We start from the raw sequence: 21,478 nt of genomic DNA on the forward strand, positions 1-21,478 counted from the left end.
TCCCCTTTTCCGAGCAGGTCTCGGCGGTCGGGTCGCGGCTAACCTTATTCTTCGAAGTCCAGCGGCTGGGCGAGCGAGATGCGGTTCTTAGGCTTAGAGGCGTGATTGTTGCCAGAATTGGAATTGCCAGCGCTCATCTGGCGGACCTTTTGGCTCATCACTGCTGCATCGTACCAACTGAAGCTCAGTTCAGGATTCGAGGCATAGCGTCCAAGAATGCGCAAAGTCTCGGCGCGTTGCGAGTCGTCGTACAAAAAGATGTAGCGCTCGTTGCCTTTGACTAGGGCCAGTACATTTATGTCGTCGTCGTTCACAGTTGCATCTCTCCGTGCGGCAGCGCGGGGGGGAGCTCTGCCTCCATAGTGCCGGTCCATGGCAGCAGGGACTATCGGGGCGGATGCTTGGGCGGGGTCAATTGCCTCTTGCATCCATGCGGGCTACGTGCGAGGAAACATCATTCCGGCGAGAACTGTTTCCTTTGAGCCTCTATCGGCACTCTGGCCAGCGTAACACCACCCGCGTTTTGCGACTTCCGCCGCGCGCTGACAGCATTTCTGAGATATGCATGTGACAGCAAAAGCGAACAAAGTCGTCGCTGCGTTGGAGATATGCTTCCCAGCCTCCGAAACGCGCGTCCTCTCTAAAGTAAACATAGCCTTTTAATGCTTCGGTCACTTCGGGATCGGTGCCGCGATAAATGTTCGTATGTGTTAGCACGGGGCCATTATGTGGCATGCAAGCAGGGCGATTTCCTTGTGATGGCAGCGGTGAGAAACAACTATCATCGGGACAACCAGGGAGCATTGTATTGATTGTGCCGGTCATATCTTCTCTAACCATTGATGGGTTATTACCATTCGTAGCAGACTCAACGTCTTCTGGAGTGAATTGCAAACCTGCTGGCAAATCTTCCATTGCTTGCACCAGGCGAAGTTCGCTTTTGTTGGTAGCACGCGATTCTTTGACAGGAGGTGCGAACATGTCCTGCTCCTGTGGTGGTTGTGGCAAGGGTTGGATGGCTTGATCGCAATCAGGAGCAAGGTTGGCCATCTGCGCGCGAGCCTGCGAGAACTTGGCTTCGTAGGCGAGTGAATCGGGAATGAATTCTTCTTCAGGCGTGTTCCAAGGAAGCCCATAACCCGCAGGTATTTCGTGATAACCAGGGTTGGCTGTGTACCAGTCCACACGCATCCCGCAGCGAGGTGGATAGTAAGGCGAGTAATCAGTCACCGCACCGACTACTACTGCGTCGACCCCCAGCAATTTCGCCAGACGACGTGCTTCGCCGGGACCCGAGAGATCGACCCGATGGTTGATGATGGCTTCTTCTACCACCCCGACTGGAACGACTTCAAATCCGGGAGTTTCTTGTAGTTCAGCAAAGTAAGCCATTGCAAACTCGCGTCCATCGACCGTCGGTTCATCACTCTGGTTGAAGAAGGGTGCGACGGCGATCTTGCTGAGTTGCGGGAACGGATTCCGGATCACCGGCTGATTGCTGATTTCAGGCAGCAGAAAGCTACAACCACTGGAGAGTGGCAGAGTGCTCAAGAGCAGTATGGTGATGAGTGTCCCACGCATGGTGGTAGGCGATCCCAAGTGAAAGGTGGCCCCCCTTTCAATTTGGGCGCCACAGCGAACGCAATTGCGCAGCCGTGGCGTTGTCCGTTTCTTCGGCACATTCGGGAGAGTCGCTCAAGAAAAACGCGGAAATGGACGTCAAATGCAGGCGTTGCTAGCGATTTAGGGAAGGGATTCCCGAAGGCAAATGTGCCTCTGGCCAAGGAGTTCTCCACGCCAATTGAAGGGAGTCGGTAGACGGCGTAGAATGGGGACTATGACGCTCCATGACTTGGAAAACGCTGTCACTGGGCTTTCGCCTGACGAACTCGCTCGGTTTCGCGCCTGGTTCGCTGAATACGACGGCGAATTGTGGGACCAGCAAATTGAAGCTGACGCTCGTGCCGGCCGCTTGGATGCCTTGGCTGATGCCGCTCTTCGTGCTCATCACGACGGCAATACGCAAGAGTTATGAAACACTTTGCGGATTCAGATTTCTGGCAGGCTTATCATCGTTTGCCAAAGCACGTGCAAAGGTTGGCAGACAAGAATTTTAGATTGCTTAAGTCTAATCCTTCCCATCCTTCTCTTTCCTTCAAGAAGATTGGTCGTTTGCATTCGGCGCGTGTCGGCATTCACTATCGTGCATTAGCAGTGGAGTCTGCGGAGGACTTGGTTTAGTTCTGGATCGGACCACATAGTGAATACGACAGAATCACCAAGGGTTAGAAATTATCCTTTTCACCACTTGATAAGGAAATCCATGTTTCACTGGGACCAAGGACTATTTCTGACAAAGGCAGGGCTCGCGCTCGATGTGACGCGACGGCAGAAGGTGGGGTTTATTTCGCATGCCCATGCGGATCACATGGCCAGGCATGAATTGGCGATTTGCACCCCGGAGACGGCACGCCTCTATCAGCATCGCTTAGGAGCGCACCGCCGTACGAAGGAACTGCGCTATCGGGAGCCGATGCGGTTCGGTCCGCTGACGCTGACACTTTATCCGGCGGGGCATTGCCTAGGGTCGGCAATGCTGTTGGCCGACGATGGCGAGAAGCGGCTCCTGTTTACTGGGGACTTCAAGTTGGGATCCTCAGCAACTTGCGAAGAGGCCGAGTTACCGAAGGCTGACATCCTGGTAATGGAGAGCACGTTTGGCAAGCCGAAGTATCGGCTGCCGCCGCGGGATCAGACTGTAACAGAGTTGGTCGCTCTAGTCCGCGAGATTTTGGAGTCTGGCATGACACCGGTGATCCATGCCTATGCCTTGGGTAAGGCCCAAGAGGTGACGAAGCTGTTGACTCTGAACGGGATCAAAGTGCAGCAGCATCCGACGACGTTTGCCGTGAGCCAAGTGTATCGCCAGTGTGGCATCGATCTGGGGGACGTAACGGAATACAAGGGACGGGTTCGAGCGAATCATGCTGTGGTGACCTTGCCAAGAGGGATGAAGAATTTCCGCATAGCGGGGATCAAGCATCCGGTAAGTATTGCCGTGACAGGATGGGCCGTTGATTCAGGGGCCAAGTATCGTTATCGCGTTGATCATGCGTTGCCCTTGTCGGACCACGCTGATTTCGAACAGTTACTGGAAACAGCTAGGTGCGTGGGAGCGGCCGAAATTTACTGCACGCACGGCTCGGCAGAGTTCGTAGGACATCTGAGTGCAGCGGGGTTTAATGCCCTGCCGGTAACAGGGAGTTATCAAATGCGGATGTTTTGACGTCCCATCGCAATGCCACAAGCGGCCGGTGGTAAGGTTTGCGGGTTGAAGGGGGTGCTAGCGGGAGGAGTGGTCGGGATGTGCGGGCTGTAACGATGGGTGCCTCAGCCATCGGCCCGGTGGTAGCGGTTTTGCTGATTTACCTGCGCTGTGCTAGCCGAATCTCTCTCAGCAGGCCGCGCGCAAGGATTGCGTCGTAGGGTCTTTCCACGAAAGTTCATCCAGGGAAGGTTGAACCTATGCAATTCGGATATCGTTCACAGCTTCGTTGCCATGCATGGCAGGGCTCGCTGGTCATCATGTTTCTGTGGATGACTTGCGCGCTGCTGACGGGATGTGGACAGCAGGAAAATATTCTTAAATTGCTACGCGAGCGAAGCAAGCATTCGTGTGAGCATCGAGCGGACCCGTCCGAAGAAGTGATTCAGCCGATACAGGCTGGAGCTGACACAATCGAATGGGGATTCACGACAGACACTCAGCTCAATCGCTTGCCGATTGTCTGTAGTGGCGAAACTCCGTTTGTGGGTTTGCCAGATCATGTCGAGTACACGGTTGCTCCACAGGAGATGCTTGGCATCTTGTTGACACCACTTGTTATAGAGGAAGCCAACTCTGATATTTCACCTCTTGTCGAAGTTGAAGAAGAAGCAGAAGCACCTCCCGAAATCGCTGTTTGCGAGAGCCATGAGATTGTCGCTCCGGTTCAGGACGACTTCTCGCCCGAGGAACGTCGTCTGTTGGATGTGATTGCGCGGGACACATTGGCAGTTTCGACCGGAGTGCAAACGGATGTGCGCTTGGATCAGCAGTCCCGCGAGAAGATTGGGGCGGCCTATGCCCTGGCCCAACGAGGGGCATCGTATGCTGCGAGGCAGGAACTGATCGAAGTACTGCGAATGATATCGCAGGCGAAAGATAATCGTGACGGGACACGGACTCGCAGCGAAAGTTTGGCCGCAGGGTTAAGGGCCTTGGAAGAAGCGGAGGATTTTGTTCCTCGTGGGACTCAGCTCGAGGCCGAAATGGCATTAGAAGTGATCTGTGCCTCGCATCGCACGCCACTAGCTAAAGAGGCAGACTTTGCGGTTGTATTGCCCTCGCAAATGATGGACCGCTACAACCGTTATGCACAAATCAAGTTGGCATTGGCGGTTGCAGGTGAGCCCGCCGGATCCATGGCACTTTACACACTTGGCAAGCTTAACAGTCAGTTGGCGGAGGTCGAGCCAGAGCAGCATCGAATGGCCAAACGACGGGCCGTGGCGTTTCAACAGGCGGCCTTGCTGGCTCACAACCAGAACTACTTGGCCGCCCACGAGCTAGGGGTTTTGCTGGCCGAGACAGGACATCTACCCGAGGCTCGGCAATTGCTAGATCAAGTAGCCCGTCGCGAACCTAATGCGGTCGTGTTTCGCAATCTGGCTCGAGTGCATGATGAGTTGGGACAACCGGGTTTTGCGCATCACTGTCTTGTTCAAGCCGATTTGCTGGTCAAACAGGGGCGAGGCCCCTCAGGACAGGTCGCGTGGGTTTCACCTCAACAATTCAGTCAGTCTGCTCCAATAATCAGAGAAGCACCGCAGATGGCGGCTCGCCCTGCTGCTCCCATAGCCCGTTATTAATTGCCAAGCTAGGAATTCTACCCGAAATTTCCGCCATGAAAGCTTACTCACCCTTCAATGCCTTCATTTTGCTGACGACAATTGCCGTCGCGATCGGGCTGGACCCGATGTGCCACGCTCAGGTCTCTCCATGCAATGCCCAGTGCGTTGATCCGGCAGCACCTTTTCCCATTTGGGGAGTCGATAGCACCGCCGGTTGTGGCTGTGGCGAAGTGGATTGGAAGGCACGTGGCTACATTAATTGGCAAGCATATGCCCAAGGAGAGTACGTGGGACATGCTCGCACACCCCATGTACCCGAATATCGTATTCGCGTTGACGATCAGATTGCATTCGTGTTTCGTCTCACTCGCGAAGAGACTTCTAATCCGTATGAACTCGAAGTAGGTGACCGGATTCGCGTGGAATCCTTGACTGCCGATAGCGGCGGTGGCACGGCCGACGCAGAAGGGGGGAGTTCCGGAGATCGTATTTCCAGAGAACTGGTAATTCAACCTGATGGCACGATCAGTCTTCCATTGCTAGGGCAAGTGCGGGCGGCGCGGATGACCGTAGATGGTCTGAGACAATATCTGGAGCAGCGCTACCAGAAATACTATAAGGTGCCTGCAATTACCGTGACGCCCATTGAAGTGAATACGCGGCTAAATGACTTGATCGAATCGGTCGACGCACGCTTTGGCGCTGGTGGCTTGCGACTCACATTGACAGTGACTCCTGCCGGAAAACTCTATATGCCGGGTCTCGGTGTGATTTATGCTCAAGGTCTCACGCTCGAGGAGTTGAGGAATGAAATTGATGCCCGCTACGACGCAGCAATTCCCGGTGTGGATGTAACACCAGTCTTACAGCAAAGGGCTCCCCGTTACTGTTACGTGTTGGGAGAAGTCCCCCGCCCGGGGCAGTTTGAGTTAAAAGGTCCCACAACTCTGATGGGTGCAATTGCTATGGCAGGAGGCTGGAATACCGGCGCGAACCTGCGGCAAGTCGTAGTTTTCCGCCGAGGGGATGATTGGCGACTGATGGCCACGATGCTCGATATCAAGGGAGCCTTGTACGCTCGCCGTCCAGGTCCTGCCGATGAGATTTGGCTCAACGATAGTGATATCATCGTGTTGCCAAAGACCTGCATTCAAGCGACAGATGACGTGATCAATCAGTACTTCACACGAGGACTCTATAGTCTGTTCCCCCAATTCGCGTTCGGGCAGTTTGGTTTCAATAACTTTCGAGAGCTCGACGTTCAGTGAGGAAGTAAAGGCCAGAGAATTGAGGGCTAGCTTATTCGGCTTCCTTCAATTCGCTATCCAACCAGGTGAGGTAATCTTGGCTTGCCTCGACGATTGGCAGAGCAATGATTTTTGGGCACTCATAAGAGTGCAGCTCTTGGATTGCGGCTGCGACGTTGCTGAAGAGTGAACTGCGCGTTTTGAACAGGCAGTGCCATTCTGTGCCCTCTTCTACTTGGTCCTTCCAGTGGTAAATGCTATTCACGGGACCGATAATATGGGCACATGCGACCAAGCGACGATTTACTAGCTCGCGCGCAATCTGCAGGGCTTCTTCCTGGGAGGAAGTTGTCGTGTCGATTTGAATGAACGGAGTCATGCCCGCATCATACCACAGCCTTGGCCGAATAGAACTGACGAGCGATCTCAGTGACGTGGAATGGGAGCCACTTACTGCGGGTGTAGGTTCCATGGCCGGCCAGATGGTAGGGCGTGTACCAATGAGAATCGTGGTAATCGACCAAAAGCGTTGTGCCCTCATCAGGAATACGATGTCCGCGTGACCACCGCTGGAGTCGCCACTCGGGTTGCAGGTCGTGCTCCAAAACTTTCTTGAGTCGCAAGTCGGCCAGTAGAGTTCGCACTGCCAAGGGGTTTGGCATCAGGTTGGTCCCTGCGATTCCTAGTTGATGGATGTAGTCGCCGTCGGTAGCCTTCAAGAATCGCGGCAAGTGCAGGGGGTGCCGTGTCTTGTGCGCAGGGACCTCGGCCTTTGGACGATGGTTAACAAAATGCAAGAGATTGTTGTAGCCGGCACCGTGCCAACCATAGCGAATCGGTGTGCCAAAGGTAGCGATATCGAGGGCTAAGTTTCTGAGCGGATGATCCGCGTCTTCAAGCACCTGCTCAGCGTGAACCCAAGTAGGCATGTCCGTCGACTTGCCCCACCACGGAGTAAAGAATATGCGCGCCGCTTCGAAGAATTTCTGGCGAGCCTCACGGTCGGCGGCAAGCAGACTCGTTAATAGGGCCAACACATTGCCGCCGTGGCTGTGTCCCCAGAGCATCACTCGGGCTTGATTAGGTGAAATTAATGTCGCATCCGACAAGCTTTCCGCAAGGCTGGCCAAATTGCAGATCAGACCCACGGCACCATCTGCACGAGCAATATGGTTATTCTGGCCAGACCATTGAAACAGCCGCACGGGGCTCTCGCGGCCAGCGCCCACGGCAATTCCCTGCTGGAACGTTGCAGCAAATTGAGAAGTGTAATTGCCGGTCTCACCAGCCACGCAGTTGACCATCCCTCTGGTGGCCTGTCGCACGCGTTCACTGAGCCAGGGTGAACAGCGTCGCAATTCGGTTAGCAGCCCCAGCACGTCATTTCCAATGAATGTGCCATGAACTAAATACGTCGCGGCCAGATTCACATTTGTCAGAGCTGCGCAAGACGCAGCCAGTCGCTCGGTATAGTCTGCCGACGAAGGGTCGACCTCCTCGGGCTCTGGCACAAGTTGGTAAGGCGCCACAGGGAGCGTCGATCGATAAGGTTGATGCCGGAAATGAATTTCTTGTCGCATAGCTGTTCGAATTGCGGACTAAGTGGAAAACAAAGCAATCGATCTAATTAGCCACGGACGAGCTCAGATGAAACTAGGAAAACCTTAGGCTCGGAAGTCAATCTATGCTTAATCCGTGAAAATCCGTGGCCAAATCCTACCACACTATCAATAATTAATAGCCCCGGCTCGAAGTTCTAGCAGGGATTGATTTTTGTCGGCTTGGGGTACAATGAAGTATTCTGCTTTGCTGATGCCTCACTCAGATTTCTTGACAGTTCTATGATCTTTCTTCTTTCAGCCAGGCAGATTTCTGGATTGGTTCTCGGCTGTTCATTGGCTGGAATGGCTCTGTGGGTCGCTGCGGATTGGTACGTCGCTTACCCAATGAAGGCGAGGCCTATGTATGTCGGGCAGGCTTCCTGCATCCGCTGCCATCAGGATCAACAGCGAAGCTGGCAAGGCTCGGACCACGATCGAGCGATGGAAGTCGCCAGCGAGGAATCGGTGCTCGGCGATTTTAACGATTCCGAGTTTACTCGCCACGGCATCACAACGCGATTTTTCCGCCGAGATGGCAAGTACATGGTAAACACCGAGGGCCATGACGGCGAGATGCATGACTTTGAAATCAAGTACACCTTCGGAGTGAGCCCGCTTCAGCAGTACATGGTCGAATTCCCCGACGGGCGGTTACAAGTGCTCACCATCTCTTGGGATACGCGCAAGAACGAGTGGTTCATGGTCACCCCGCCAGACGTTCCGCACGAACGTATCCTGCCGGGCGATCCGTTACATTGGACCGGGATGGCGCAAAACTGGAATACCATGTGTGCGGAATGCCATTCGACGAATCTAGAGAAAAAATTTGATCTGGCCACAAACACGTACCACACCACCTACACAGATATCGATGTGGGTTGCGAAACGTGCCATGGACCGGGAAGTATGCACGTTGAAATGGCCGAGGGTCATTCCCTGTTTTGGGATCGCCATCATGGTTATGGACTAGAGGACCTCAAAGGGGCCACTGCATCAGCTCAGGTGGAAACTTGCGCTCCCTGCCATTCGCGGCGTTCGCCATTGCACGTCAATCTGCATGATGGCGAAACATTCCTCGATCACTATGACCCTTCGCTAATTGAGCCAGGACTCTATTACCCCGACGGACAGATCCTGGATGAAGTTTATGTCTATGGTTCGTTTCTGCAAAGCAAGATGTACTCCAAGGGGGTCCGCTGCACGGATTGCCACAATCCCCACACTCTCAAGCTGAAGTATGAGGGGAATCGACTTTGTGCCCAATGCCATCAACCGGGAAAGTACGACACCCCCAACCATCACCACCATACCGACACGGCAGCGACCCAGTGCGTCACGTGCCATATGCCCACGAATACCTACATGGTAGTCGACGACCGCCATGATCATAGTCTGCGGATCCCTCGACCCGATTTAAGTGACGAGCTGGGAACACCCAATGCGTGTACCCAGTGTCATACGCGTCCTGAGGAAACCAACGCCTGGGCGGCACAGGCGATTCGCTACTGGTATGGTGACAAGCGACCTGACGATCCGCATTATGGTCCTACTTTATTAGCGGCGCAACTAGGCAGGCCCGAGGGGGTCGATCTCATTCGAGACTTGCTGCGTGATAAACCACCGCGACCTGATATCATTCGCGCTACGGCCGTTCAACTGCTCGGCCAGTACGGTACGCAAGAATCGGACACACTCTGCCGGGAACATCTGGACGATGAGAGCCCCTTGGTCCGAGCGGCAGCGACGGAGGCCTTGTCCGATGCATCACTGACAACTTTTGTCCTGGAGGTAGCTGGCCAGTTGAATGATCCGATCCGCTTGGTGCGATTTGTTGCTGCCCGGCGCCTAGTCGGGGCCGCCGCCCAGTTGCTGAATCCGAAATACAAGGCCGCTCTCGACAAAGCGATCGTGGAGTATCGCGCGGGACAGGATTTGGTTCTCGATCGGGCAGCATCGCACTTGAACCTGGCGGGTCTTAACTTTGCTTTGGGCGAGGAATTAACGGCCAGGGAAGAACTCGCCACGGCCATTCGCTTGGAACCATATCTTACTGGCCCGCGTGACCAGTTGGCGGAATTGCTCCAGCGTGCCGGAGGAGACCCTGCCGAGGTGCAACGACTCCGTGAAGAGGAGGTCGAGAATCTCACTCGAGATTCCAAACTCTTGCCAAGAAATGCACCTATTCATTACCGTCGGGGAATGCTGTTATATCTGCTGGATCGTAAACAGGAAGCCCGCGAGGCTTTTGAATCAGCTTGTGAGTTGAGACCCGATTCCTATGATTACTGGCTCGCCTTGGCTCTGCTGTGCGAAAGCCAAGGGTCTTGGAAGTGTGCCTACGAAGCCCTAGAAAAGATGCACGAACTGCGACCTGAGGACCCAGCGGCTGGAAGTATCATGCAACGCATCCAGCAAACTCGAGCTGCGGAGAAAGAAAAGTCAGAGGAATGATCGTAAGCTGGAATTCTTCGAGCGAGTTCCGGCCGACATGTTCCGTTTAACAGGAAGAATTACTAATGCGACTATTGACTATACTACTGCTAGTTTTTTTGACCAACCTGGGTAGCGTCATGGGTATTGAGAAACTGCGGTTGTTAATAGTTGATGGACAGAACAATCACCAATGGGAAGTGACGACTCCCATTCTCAAAAAAATCTACGCAGACAGCGGTCGCTTTGAAGTGGATGTGGCAACGTCTCCCCCAGCGGGGCACGACATGAGTAGCTTTCAACCAAAGTTTTCCGACTACGACGTGGTAGTCAGCAATTACAATGGCGAACCCTGGTCGGAGGCGACCGAGCAGGCGTTTCAAGCCTATGTCTATGGTGGAGGGGGCTTCGTCTCCGTCCATGCTGCTGACAACGCGTTCCCAGATTGGCCCGAGTACAACGAAATCGTTGGGTTAGGAGGTTGGGGTGGACGAAATGAAAAATCAGGGCCCTATGTCTACTTGATGGCTGGCGAATTGAAGCGCGACGTATCTGCAGGTCGAGGGGGTAACCATGGCAAACAGCATGAGTTTCAAGTAAAAACTTTGCAGAAAGAACATCCCATCATGAAAGGGATTCCAACAGTTTGGCTGCACACGCAGGATGAGCTCTACGAACAACTTCGTGGACCGGCGAACAATCTAGAGGTTCTCGCCACGGCGTATGCCGATCCCAAGTATGGCGGGACGGGGCGTGACGAGCCCATGCTGATGACAATCACCTATGGGGATGGCCGCGTGTTTCATACAGTGCTGGGTCATGCCGACTACTCTATGAATTGCGTCGGCTTTCAGGCAACCTTGCTACGCGGCACAGAGTGGGCGGCGACGGGAGAGGTTACTCTTGCCGTGCCAGAGAAATTCCCGACAGCGGAAAAGACGGAAGCTGTGGAGTGAACGGTGCGTTAGTGGAGTGCGCATAAAGAAACCCCGGGAGCGCTGTCCCGGGGCGTTTTTCGTTTCATGCTTTTAAGGCTATTTCTCTTAGCCGCGGACTTTGACGTCGCCGCGACGTGTGACCACGACCTTAACCTCGTGACCACAGCAGGGCCAGCAGTAGGTGCCGATCTGACGACCCAAGAGTCCGCTTCTCCAGCAGACGGTCGGAGCCTCGGTGCAGCAACCTGGCACGCAAACGCAAACCGTCGTCGAGCAGCAACTGCAAGGTGGATTGACACACAAAGTGGTCTGAATGGGTGCCGGTGGGCAACAACATGGATTACCCGCTTGGGCATTCTCGCTGGAAACCGCCAGCGAGCCAGCGGCCAACAGAGCCACTGCAAGTATGGAATGGAAACGCAACATGACTGAAATCTCCCCTCTGGAACAATCGGGCAAACGCAGGCACCGAGCCAGAACTGGATACCTGAAACTACCTATAATTCTAGGTGCAGGATTTCAGTTCGCAACTGGGGGTCTGGGGGAAAAGCAAAAAACAGGAGGAATGAGGCGAAAATACTTCATTATTGACCCGTAAGCGTTTTTTTTCGGGATTTCGTCGAACAGACGCATAAAACCTGAGGTCGAACGCGTCTAGGTAATAGAGCCATGATCAACAAAAAGGAGCTGAATCGCTGTGCAAGATCGCAATGGTGAGCTGGAAGATCTTTATAGCAAGTGTCGACAGCAGTTGTTTACCTGTGCGTTGGTGATCACAGGTTCGCCTGCGCGCGCCGAAGACGCCATCCATGAAGCATTTTGCCGTGTCATATCGAGTGAGACCGAGCCGCAGAACTTGAAAGCCTATGTGTTTAAGTCGGTACGCAACGCTTCGTTAGATCAAATGCGGCGCCTTGCAGCGGAGCCTGTAGCGTATCCAGAAATGATTTTTGATGTGCGACCGAATCCGGCGCATGCTGCCGAAGAGGCGGATTTTCAACAGAGCATCGTCGAATTGATGAAACACCTGAACACGGACGAGCAGGAAACTATCGTACAACATCTTTATGGGGAGCTTTCATTCCAAGAAATCGCCACGATTCGCGGCGCACCGATAGGTACCATTGCGAGCTGGTATCGACGTGGAATGGAAAAGCTTCGCCGGAGCTTGGAGGTTATTCATGGACCAGTTTGAAAAACGTATGAGATCACTACGCTTGCGCAAGCCGTCCTTGGAGTTCGGTGAGCCGGAAACGCTGAGAAGAATCGAGAATTTGTTTTTTCCTGCGAGTTACCGAGATGATAGAGGAACTGAGATTATCCAAGTACTCTTGCGATCTAAAGTGGCTGCTGTGCTAAGTCTTGTGTCCGCATTGCTGGCGATCTTGGTATTAGCCTTGCCTCTTACAAGCGGTTCGCCAGCCTTTGCACAGGTGCTGGAGAAACTTCGCTCGGCAAAAACTATGGCCTTTACGCTCGTCACTCGACAGGGGAGCAATGGAAAAATTCTAAGCAAAGGCAGAGTCTACTGCATGGCGCCAGGAAAAGTCCGAATTGATTACGATACCATCAAAGAGCAAAGCAGCTATATGGTCTTTGATCAAGCAATTGGCAATCTCTTGCTTGTGGACGAAACTCGCAAGACCGCCCAGTTGATTCCAGTTCAGCAGTCCGACAACAAGCAACGAAAAACTCGGGACCCAGCAATTCAAATGATCAAGGACATGCAGGCACTGACTGATCAGGCAACTAAACTGCTTGGCTATACAAAGATGAATGGTGAGAAGGCAATAATCGTCGCCATTGAGGAAAAAAACAAGCGAACGAAGATCTGGGCTAATGATCGAACTGCTGAGCCTCTCAAAATCGAAGTACTGGAGAAGTCTGAAGCCGGTAAACTTTCGACACAAGTCCTGACCGACATTCAATTGGACATTCAACTAGAAGAAGAAATTTTTAGAGTGGTGCCACCGGTGGGATACGCCGTTGAAGAATCTGAATCCGCTCCCTTAGAGACGACTCGCGCGCATCAGGTTGCTGGTTTTCTCCGGATATATACGAAGTACATGAACGGCGAACTACCCCCCGTGCTTGCAGAAGCAGGTCCCAAGCTTTCGAAGCATCTACAAGCCACCAAGAGCCAGAATCCTCCCATCACCGAGATGATGAAACTAGCATTCTACGGTGCAGGCGTCCATGCGGTCGGTCGAGGTCAACCGGGACGAGACTGGCAATACTTCCCGGAAGCCACGATTGGGGATCCTGAAGTCATGATCTTCTGGTACTTAGATCAGAAGAGCGGTAACTACTGGGCCATCTACGGTGACTTGCGAGTAGAAAAGGTAAATCAGAACCAATTGCCATAGCCGCAGTAGGCCAAGCCATTCGGCTTTTAAGAGAAATCCAAAAGCGGGTGAGGGGAATCGAACCCCCGCCTAAAGCTTGGGAAGCTTTCATTCTACCATTGAACTACACCCGCGCGTCAAACTTCATTTTATCGTGGCGTTGGCAATTCGCAACGGAGGCTTCCTCAACCCGCTCGAAAAAGTGCCTAGTCGAGCCACCAAGCTGTGCCGACCGACGCGGCGGGCATGGCGTCAGGTACCTGAATCTGTTGGTACATCCGCTCCTGAGCTGCTGGGAGTGCCATTCACGCTCGCCGTTCTTGCTCTTTCAACTTCTGGAAAGCGTGTACTCGAATTAGGCGTGACCAGTCTGCGTCTGGCGGTGGCAGATGCTGGCAGTAATTGCTTTGTGTCGCGCTAAGTGGACTGGCATGTCGCTTTCAGTTTTTTCGGGTGATTTTCTTGTCGTTTTCTTGTGTCGTTCTCTAGAAAGTTTACTTCCGTGATTGATTAAACAGCGGACGCTATCACAAAAGGAGGACTAAGCAAATTGGGGGAGCGAAAAAAGCCCCATGGCCATTGGCTTCCAGCCGGTGGCGATGGGGTGAGAGAAAGGAGGGTGATGTTAGGCCCTCGTCCCAAGAGGGTAGAGCGGCCAGGCTTCCAAGGTCAAGCAGGGGTATAATGAAGTGGCTACCGCACTCTGAGACCGTTGCGGTGAAAGGTTTTCATCTTGAAAGGAACGAAATGCATACAGGTTTAGAGAAGTTTGTATTGGCTTATGTCAAAGACCGACCCGAGTTCGTCGAAGCGGTGGTCGAGCGCGTGGTCGCAGAGCATGTTGAGCGGCTTTTGGAGGAGCGACGGGAATTTATCGAAACGGGTATTAGCAAGCGAATGCTCAAGTCCCTGCAGGGTGTCGCCACGCAAGAATACTTGAACCTTTTCGTGGCGAGCCAGGATAAGGGCCGCAGCCTCAAGCCGCTTTCAGACGTGGCACGCGATGAAGCCCGTAAGCGAGTCACCGAAATGATGCGGTTGTGGCACGAAGAACTTGTGGGCATGCACCGGGATCTGAAGCAACTCCGGGAAATCGTTCAGAGCGACGACGCGGACTGGTGGAAGCGAAAGGAAAAGGATTAAAAGCCTCCCAGGCATCGCTACTGCTCTAGGGTGCAACCTGCCGAGAAAGCAAACTCAATGGCCATTTGCTCAGTAGAATGCTGAAAGGAGTCGTACCGCTCGATGAAGTCAAAGATATCGCCTCGAAAGCAGCACCACGGGCAGGCAAGCTACTCTTCGACCGGGTCAATGCGGAGGGCAGGTTCATCATCCCATGCCTAGCAGCCACACCACCCCAGGAGAAAGGAGCCCACTTCTCGATATGGTGTGTATTCGCCGACAGCCCACAGGAAGCTCATCGCGGCTCGGACTGCTTCTTTGTAAAGCAATTCATGAGACGGTGTCGGACTGAGGTTTGGTAAGATCAACAACTCCGTGATGAAACGAAACAGCACTCAGGCTTCTAAAGCTTATCGACGATTCCACACTCTCCTCTCTCTGCTACTGTTTTTGAATAGCTAGGGCCGAGTAGGTAGCGGCGCGGGAAAGGCTTGCTGGATAAGTCTTAAGAAAAAGTGCTCCCCGTTGGAATCGAACCAACAACCTACTGATTAAGAGTCAGTTGCTCTGCCAATTGAGCTAGGGGAGCCGATGGCAAGCACGGCATTGTACTGGATGGCATGGACCCGCATCTACCCCTCGATTTCTCGGGGGATTTTGTTATCCCTGGGCATTGCCGGTCTTCTTGATTCCGCTCACGCCGTGGCACCGCTCAGTATACCGTCGCATCGCAAATGCCTAGTCAAAAGTTGCACCCTGGGAGGCTGTTGAGTGACTAGATCACCGGTTTCGGTTAGCTTTAGAATGAAAAAATATGCATCAGCACCGTTGGCATGAAAAAATGGCGGTAAGACAAAAACTAGTAATAGTCCCATAGATCGATATTCATGAAGCCCCTATTCGCTTCAAGATCACTTTTCCTGCAGAATCATAGTAGCAATACCCATGGCCAATTCATCAGACAAACAGTTTTCCATTGGCGTCGACTACGGCACGAACAGTGTGCGGGCATTAGTGGTGGATATCAGTACCGGAGCAGAGATCGCGACCGCGGTGTTTGACTATCCCAGCGGTGAAGCGGGGATCTTGCTGGACTCCAAAGACCCCAACCTCGCCCGGCAGAACCCGGCGGACTACATCGAGGGTTTTTATCATTCGGTGGCCAGTGCCGTTCGCGACGCTGCAAAGACCGAGGGATTCACACCCGAGCGGGTCGTCGGCATCGGCGTTGATACGACAGGTTCCACGCCGATTCCTGTCAACAAGGAGGGAGTAGCCCTGGGGACGCTCCCCGATTTCAAGGACACACTGGCGGCTCATGCCTGGCTCTGGAAAGATCATACGTCTCATGCTGAGGCACAGGAGATCACCCGCGCTGCATCTGAAGGGGGACTTCCCTATCTGGCCAAGTGTGGCGGGACGTATTCTTCGGAATGGTATTGGTCCAAAATACTCCACTGCCTACGCACCGCACCGGAAGTGGCCAAGGCTACTTACTCCTGGGTAGAACTTGCCGATTTCGTGCCCGCGTTTGTCACAGGTAATACCAATCCCGATTCATTGGAGCGAGGTATTTGCTCCGCAGGTCACAAGGCAATGTATCACACCGATTGGGGAGGGCTGCCGAGTGTTGAGTTTCTTGATTCACTTGAACCAGGCCTATCGCGGTTTCGGTACTCTACTCCCGCGGTGGCATCCAATCATCAGGCGGGGAAGCTCACAGCAGAGGTTGCCGAGAAGGTGGGCTTGAAACCGGGAATCCCCGTGGCAGTCGGCGCGTTTGATGCCCACATGGGTGCCGTCGGCGCCGGTTGCGGTAAAGGAACACTCGTAAAAATCATGGGGACCAGCACCTGCGATTGCATGCCTGCCCCCATGACCGAAAAGCTGCCGGACGTTCCAGGACTTTGTGGCATTGTACCCGAGTCGATCATGCCCGGCATGTACGGCCTGGAAGCAGGCCAGTCGGCCGTGGGCGATATATTTAATTGGTTTGTCAAGCAACTGACCCCAGCCAAGTACGGTACGGAAGCTGAAGCCCATTTCAAGCTCACCGAGGAAGCGGCTCAGCTTAAGCCGGGTGAGTCGGGATTGGTGGCACTCGATTGGAATAACGGTAACCGTACGATTCTGGTTGATCCGCTGCTAACTGGTGTCTTAGTCGGTCAAACCTTGCATTCGACTGCTGCAGAGGTTTATCGCGCGTTGGTCGAAGCGACCGCCTTTGGAGCGCTGACGATTATCAACCGCATGGAGGAATACGGAGTCCAAGTCGAGGATGTCATCAATTGCGGTGGCATCGCCGAAAAGAACCCCATGGTGATGCAGATCTACGCCGACGTCTGTAATCGGCCGATGAAGATTAGCCGGTCTGCTCAGACCTGTGCATTGGGTGCGGCGATTTTCGGGGCAGTTGCGGCGGGAGCCTACCCGAGTGTCGAGGCGGCTCAAGCAAAAATGACCGGTGTGAAAGAGACCGTCTACCAACCAATCGCCGAGAATGTGGCCGTGTATCAGAAACTCTTTAAGATCTACAGTACTTTGCACGATGCTTTTGGCACCGCAGACTACTCCGGTTCGCTGTTCCACGTGATGAAGGACCTGCTTGAAATTCGCCAACGAGCACGAGGTGCAGCTGATGCTTGAAGATCTCAAAGAACAAGTCTGCCAGGCCAATCTCGATTTAGTAAAACATGGTCTCGTGACGCTCACTTGGGGAAACGCCAGTGGCATCAGTGAGGATCGCCAGCATGTGGTCATCAAGGCCAGCGGAGTTGCTTACGATGATATGCAACCTAGACACATGGTGGTCGTCGATCTCGACGGCAATGTTGTCGAAGGCCAATTGCGACCCTCGAGTGATACGCCGACCCATGTGTTGTTGTATAGCAACTTCAAAACCATCGGCGGCATTACGCATACTCATAGCCGCTTTGCGACCGTGTTTGCTCAGGCGCGGTTAGAGATTCCTTGTCTCGGCACGACCCATGCCGACCATTTTTATGGTGCGATTCCCGTCACGCGACCGCTCAGCGAGGAAGAAGTCACTGAGGCCTATGAAGTCAATACGGGACAGGTGATCGTCGAGCGGTTCGCAGAGTTGGCCCCGGTCGCAATGCCGGCGGTATTGGTGGCGGGACACGCCCCGTTTGCGTGGGGGCCCACGGTCGCCAAGTCGGTAGAGAATGCGGTCGCACTCGAAGCTGTCGCCGAAATGGCCCTGGGAGTCAGACAACTCGTAGCCGAGCCCATCCCTTTGGAATCGTACGTCTTAGACAAACATTTCTTACGCAAGCATGGGCCTGACGCCTACTACGGCCAGACACCCGAAAAATAAATGGATATGAATGAAGAGCAAGAAATGGTACGCGGACAAACGCGGATTAGTCGGATTATCGCAGATTCATCATCGATTTCTATCCGTGCAAATCCGCCGAATCTTTTTTCATCTGCGTTCTCTTTCCGGATGCTCTAATTTCAATTCGAATGCTCGCTTGACACACGAAGATATAACTTGCCAGGAACATAAATGATCGATCTCAAGAAATATGAAGTGTGGTTCGTCACCGGCAGCCAGCACCTCTATGGCGCAGATACCCTCCGCGAGGTGTATGAGCATGCCCAACAGGTCGCCCAATTCTTGGCGGAATCGTCCGAGGTGCCAGTTCGAGTGGTCTGCAAGCCGGTGCTCACGACTCCGGATGCAATTCTAGAAATCTGCCAGGCAGCCAATAGCGAACCGAACTGCATTGGTCTGATAACCTGGATGCACACCTTCTCCCCAGCGAAGATGTGGATTGCGGGGCTCAGTGTACTCCGCAAGCCCTTTCTGCATCTCCATACCCAGTTCAATCGTGAGATCCCTTGGTCGACGATCGACATGGATTTCATGAATACGAACCAGTCTGCCCACGGGGGACGTGAGTTCGGATTTATTTGCAGCCGGATGCGGCTGGCCCGCAAAGTGGTTGTGGGGCATTGGCAGGAAGAGCGGGTACAGCGTGAAATTGGTATCTGGACCCGGGTCGCGGCAGCCCGTGCCGACGCCCATTCAGCCAAGTTTGCTCGGATCGGAGACAACATGCGTGAAGTCGCCGTCACCGACGGAGACAAGGTTGCTGCCCAATTGCAACTCGGCTACTCCGTCAACGGCTATGGAGTGGGGGACGTGGTCAAGCATGTCGACGAAGTTGCCGAAAGTTATGTTGATCAGCTGTGCCGTGAATACGACGAGACCTACGAGATGTCAGCCGAACTGCGTGGCGAACGCCGCGAATCACTTCGTGATGCGGCTCGGATTGAACTAGGCCTGCGGGCGTTCCTCACGGAAGGCGATTTCGTGGGTTTCACTGATACCTTTGAAAACCTACACGGCCTCAAGCAACTTCCTGGGTTGCCGGTGCAGCGGTTAATGAACGACGGCTACGGATTCGGAGCCGAAGGGGATTGGAAGGCCGCCGCCATGACTCGCGCCGCCAAGGTGATGGCCGCGGGACTCAAGGGTGGCACCTCGTTTATGGAGGACTATACCTACCATCTTACGGGAGACGATGCGACCTGCCTGGGATCCCACATGCTGGAGATTTGCCCCTCGATTGCCCAGGGAAAACCCTCCTGCGAGATTCACCCCCTCGGGATCGGCGGCAAAGAGGATCCCGTGCGATTGGTGTTCGATACCCCTCCGGGACCTGCGGTGAATGCGACCCTGGTGGATATGGGGAATCGTTTTCGCATGGTCATAAACGAGGTGGAAGTGATTACCCCCCTACAGAAGCTAGAAAAACTGCCGGTAGCACGAGCTTTGTGGAAGCCGCTGCCGGATTTGAATGTTGCCGCTGCCGCGTGGATTCTGGCCGGTGGTTCGCACCACCCTACCTTCAGCCAAGCGCTCACCACCCAGCATTTTGAAGATTTCGCCGAAATGAACGGTGTCGAACTGCTCGTAATCGATGCGGAGACCCGAATTCGAGATTTCAAGAATTCGATTCGATGCAATGATGCATCTGGAGCCTATTCCTAGTATGTTACTGATGATTCGTCACGCGACTTTGGGTTAATTCAAAGACCGTTCAATCGGAAAGCGAGAACTATGGAACTGTTAGATTGGGTCGTTATCGCCTGTTATTTCTTGTTGCTGCTAGGTATTACCTGGTGGGTCGTTTTGAAGAACAAGGATACATCGGCGGATTATTTTCTAGCAGGCCACAGTCTTGGGTGGTTCATCGTGGGGGCATCGATCTTCGCATCAAATATCGGCTCAGAACACTTGGTAGGCCTTGCCGGTTCGGGTGCATCGGATGGCGTGGCGATGGCTCACTATGAACTTCATGCTTGGTGTCTCTTGGTTTTGGGGTGGATAATGGTGCCGTTTTATACCCGCTCCGGGGTCTTTACGATGCCGGAGTTCTTGGAACGACGCTATTCGCCAGCATCACGATATGTATTGTCAATCATCTCCCTCGTTGCCTATGTCGTGACAAAGATCGCCGTCGGAATCTTTGCTGGTGGCATCGTGTTTTCAGTCTTGCTGCCTGAAATGAAATTTGCAGGACTCGACAGCTTTTGGATCGGCTCGATTTTGGTGCTGTTAATCACCGGAATTTACACAACGATTGGCGGATTTCGTGCCGTCGCGTACACCGAAGCCGTTCAAACTGTGATATTGATCGTTGGATCGGCAATGGTAACTTACTACGGCCTCGAAGCGATCGGCGGCTGGAACGAACTGCGTGATACGATCGGCAGCGACAGATTCAATCTTTGGAAGCCACTCGTACCCGAGGGAATTGAGAGCACTTGGGCTCCAGTGGAAGTATTTAATGAGAGTGGTGAAATCGTAAAAAAGGCGTGGTACTTTGATTTCGCCGGCCACTACCCTTGGCTTGGAATGCTGTTTTGTGCTCCGATCATAGGTCTCTGGTACTGGTGTACCGACCAATATATCGTGCAACGTGCGCTCGGTGCTCCTAATGAAACAGAGGCGCGTCGCGGCAGTATCTTTGCCGGATGTTTGAAGCTCTTGCCGGTTTTCATTTTCATCGTGCCTGGCATGATCTGCTGGGGACTTATCGTAAAATCGAATGACGCTGTTGCGCTTGAAAATAATCAAGTTCTAGCGTCTATGGATTTTAGCGAGATGCTCATGGACTCTGACGGGGGCAAGCCCAAGATTGCAGAGAGCGGCAAAGCCTTTCCTATGATGGTCAAGAATGTCTTGCCTACCGGAGTGCGAGGCATCGTCGTGGCCGGTTTGCTGTCTGCTTTGATGAGTTCTTTGGCTGGCGTGTTCAACGCCTGTTCGACTCTCTTTACGATGGACCTCTACAGCAAGTATCGTCCCGGAGCTTCAGAATCGCAATTGGTAAAGATTGGCAGAAACGCCACCGGGGTGATGGTGCTGATTGGTTTGGCTTGGATCCCAGTGATCAAAGGCTCTCGAGGCCTGTACGACTACTTGCAATCGGTACAAGGTTACCTTGCACCACCGATTTTCGTGGTGTTCTTCTTGGGCATATTTTGGAAACGACTTAACGCCAAGGGATGCCTTGCGGCTTTGCTGATTGGTTTTGCAATGGGCATGTTTCGACTGGGAGTAGATACACCTATCAAGTTTAATCCAGAATTTGCTTATACCGAGGGGTCGTTTCTTTGGATTGTCAACAAGATCTACTTTCAGTATTTCAGTCTGTTGATCTTCCTGGTTAGTTCACTCGTCATGGTCGTGGTCAGCTATTTGACGAGCGAGCCGGATTATAACAAGATTGGCGGCTTGACTTTTGGCACGATCACAGATGAACAGAGAGAACAGACTCGCAACAGCTGGCATTCAATCGACATGGCAATGTCAATTGGACTACTAATTGCCATACTCGTGGCCTATACCTACTTCCGCGGATAGCAAG

At 53.4% G+C, this 21,478-nt stretch carries 18 protein-coding genes and 2 tRNA genes; 13 read left to right on the forward strand and 7 right to left on the reverse strand.

From position 1 onward, the window contains the following. Positions 1 to 44: 44 nt before the first annotated feature. Both Pla144_RS00655 and Pla144_RS00660 read right to left on the reverse strand, forming a co-directional pair. The gene (locus tag Pla144_RS00655; RefSeq protein ID WP_197530291.1) at positions 45 to 314 is read right to left on the reverse strand and encodes a hypothetical protein; all 270 of its coding nucleotides are present in this window, start codon (positions 312 to 314) and stop codon (positions 45 to 47) included. A 172-nt stretch (positions 315 to 486) separates the two neighbouring features. Next, positions 487 to 1,581 carry a hypothetical protein gene (locus Pla144_RS00660; protein ID WP_146447400.1) on the reverse strand — a complete coding sequence of 365 codons (1,095 nt, stop codon included), beginning with the start codon at positions 1,579 to 1,581 and terminating at the stop codon, positions 487 to 489. A 256-nt stretch (positions 1,582 to 1,837) separates the two neighbouring features. Between Pla144_RS00660 and Pla144_RS00665 the strand changes: the two genes are divergently transcribed. The 4 genes from Pla144_RS00665 to Pla144_RS00685 all read left to right on the forward strand — a co-directional run bounded on the left by Pla144_RS00665 (position 1,838) and on the right by Pla144_RS00685 (position 6,161). After that, positions 1,838 to 2,035 (forward strand): hypothetical protein, encoded by a 198-nt coding sequence (locus tag Pla144_RS00665; protein ID WP_146447401.1) that lies wholly within the window; start codon positions 1,838 to 1,840, stop codon positions 2,033 to 2,035. A 288-nt stretch (positions 2,036 to 2,323) separates the two neighbouring features. Next, entirely contained in the window at positions 2,324 to 3,286 is a 963-nt protein-coding gene (locus Pla144_RS00675) for an MBL fold metallo-hydrolase (RefSeq protein ID WP_146447403.1), read from the forward strand. Between the two features lie 239 nt (positions 3,287 to 3,525). Beyond that, a complete protein-coding gene (locus Pla144_RS00680) occupies positions 3,526 to 4,911 on the forward strand; it encodes a hypothetical protein (protein WP_146447404.1) in 1,386 nt (461 codons plus the stop codon). 35 nt (positions 4,912 to 4,946) lie between these two features. Beyond that, positions 4,947 to 6,161 carry a polysaccharide biosynthesis/export family protein gene (locus Pla144_RS00685; protein WP_146447405.1) on the forward strand — a complete coding sequence of 405 codons (1,215 nt, stop codon included), beginning with the start codon at positions 4,947 to 4,949 and terminating at the stop codon, positions 6,159 to 6,161. A gap of 31 nt (positions 6,162 to 6,192) precedes the next feature. On the opposite strand, the gene cutA is transcribed toward Pla144_RS00685, so the two are convergent. Then, on the reverse strand, positions 6,193 to 6,519 hold the full coding sequence (gene cutA / locus Pla144_RS00690; RefSeq protein ID WP_146447406.1) for a divalent-cation tolerance protein CutA: 327 nt from the start codon (positions 6,517 to 6,519) through the stop codon (positions 6,193 to 6,195). 7 nt (positions 6,520 to 6,526) lie between these two features. After that, positions 6,527 to 7,720: a hypothetical protein gene (locus Pla144_RS00695; RefSeq protein ID WP_146447407.1), complete on the reverse strand. Its 1,194-nt coding sequence runs from the start codon at positions 7,718 to 7,720 to the stop codon at positions 6,527 to 6,529. 261 nt (positions 7,721 to 7,981) lie between these two features. Between Pla144_RS00695 and Pla144_RS00700 the strand changes: the two genes are divergently transcribed. Together Pla144_RS00700 and Pla144_RS00705 are read left to right on the forward strand one after the other, a co-directional pair. Continuing rightward, positions 7,982 to 10,192: a HEAT repeat domain-containing protein gene (locus Pla144_RS00700; RefSeq protein WP_146447408.1), complete on the forward strand. Its 2,211-nt coding sequence runs from the start codon at positions 7,982 to 7,984 to the stop codon at positions 10,190 to 10,192. A 65-nt stretch (positions 10,193 to 10,257) separates the two neighbouring features. After that, on the forward strand, positions 10,258 to 11,127 hold the full coding sequence (locus Pla144_RS00705; protein WP_146447409.1) for a ThuA domain-containing protein: 870 nt from the start codon (positions 10,258 to 10,260) through the stop codon (positions 11,125 to 11,127). Positions 11,128 to 11,214: 87 nt separating this feature from the next. Here the strand turns inward: Pla144_RS00705 and Pla144_RS00710 are convergent, their stop codons facing one another. Continuing rightward, the gene (locus Pla144_RS00710) at positions 11,215 to 11,535 is read right to left on the reverse strand and encodes a hypothetical protein (protein WP_146447410.1); all 321 of its coding nucleotides are present in this window, start codon (positions 11,533 to 11,535) and stop codon (positions 11,215 to 11,217) included. Positions 11,536 to 11,806: 271 nt separating this feature from the next. On the opposite strand from Pla144_RS00710, the gene Pla144_RS00715 reads away from it, so the two are divergent. Together Pla144_RS00715 and Pla144_RS00720 are read left to right on the forward strand one after the other, a co-directional pair. Beyond that, positions 11,807 to 12,304 (forward strand): RNA polymerase sigma factor, encoded by a 498-nt coding sequence (locus tag Pla144_RS00715; protein ID WP_197530292.1) that lies wholly within the window; start codon positions 11,807 to 11,809, stop codon positions 12,302 to 12,304. Then, complete coding sequence (locus Pla144_RS00720; RefSeq protein ID WP_146447412.1) at positions 12,291 to 13,475, forward strand: LolA family protein; 1,185 nt, start codon at positions 12,291 to 12,293, stop codon at positions 13,473 to 13,475. Before Pla144_RS00715 ends, Pla144_RS00720 begins: the two co-directional genes overlap by 14 nt. A 42-nt stretch (positions 13,476 to 13,517) precedes the next feature. Here the strand turns inward: Pla144_RS00720 and Pla144_RS00725 are convergent. Beyond that, positions 13,518 to 13,588 (reverse strand) — tRNA-Gly (locus Pla144_RS00725). Positions 13,589 to 14,201: 613 nt separating this feature from the next. Between Pla144_RS00725 and Pla144_RS00730 the strand changes: the two genes are divergently transcribed. Then, positions 14,202 to 14,597 (forward strand): hypothetical protein, encoded by a 396-nt coding sequence (locus Pla144_RS00730; protein WP_146447413.1) that lies wholly within the window; start codon positions 14,202 to 14,204, stop codon positions 14,595 to 14,597. A gap of 495 nt (positions 14,598 to 15,092) precedes the next feature. On the opposite strand, the gene Pla144_RS00735 is transcribed toward Pla144_RS00730, so the two are convergent. Beyond that, positions 15,093 to 15,165 (reverse strand) — tRNA-Lys (locus Pla144_RS00735). Between the two features lie 356 nt (positions 15,166 to 15,521). On the opposite strand from Pla144_RS00735, the gene Pla144_RS00740 reads away from it, so the two are divergent. The 4 genes from Pla144_RS00740 to Pla144_RS00755 all read left to right on the forward strand — a co-directional run bounded on the left by Pla144_RS00740 (position 15,522) and on the right by Pla144_RS00755 (position 21,474). Then, a complete protein-coding gene (locus Pla144_RS00740) occupies positions 15,522 to 17,222 on the forward strand; it encodes a ribulokinase (protein ID WP_146447414.1) in 1,701 nt (566 codons plus the stop codon). Then, positions 17,182 to 17,913 carry an L-ribulose-5-phosphate 4-epimerase AraD gene (gene araD / locus Pla144_RS00745; protein ID WP_261342305.1) on the forward strand — a complete coding sequence of 244 codons (732 nt, stop codon included), beginning with the start codon at positions 17,182 to 17,184 and terminating at the stop codon, positions 17,911 to 17,913. The genes Pla144_RS00740 and araD overlap by 41 nt, the downstream gene beginning before the upstream one ends. A gap of 192 nt (positions 17,914 to 18,105) precedes the next feature. After that, on the forward strand, positions 18,106 to 19,596 hold the full coding sequence (gene araA / locus Pla144_RS00750; RefSeq protein ID WP_146447416.1) for an L-arabinose isomerase: 1,491 nt from the start codon (positions 18,106 to 18,108) through the stop codon (positions 19,594 to 19,596). Between the two features lie 69 nt (positions 19,597 to 19,665). After that, on the forward strand, positions 19,666 to 21,474 hold the full coding sequence (locus Pla144_RS00755) for a sodium:solute symporter (RefSeq protein WP_146447417.1): 1,809 nt from the start codon (positions 19,666 to 19,668) through the stop codon (positions 21,472 to 21,474). The last annotated feature ends 4 nt before the right edge of the window (positions 21,475 to 21,478 follow it).

Source organism: Bythopirellula polymerisocia, assembly GCF_007860015.1.
GTDB lineage: Bacteria > Planctomycetota > Planctomycetia > Pirellulales > Lacipirellulaceae > Bythopirellula > Bythopirellula polymerisocia.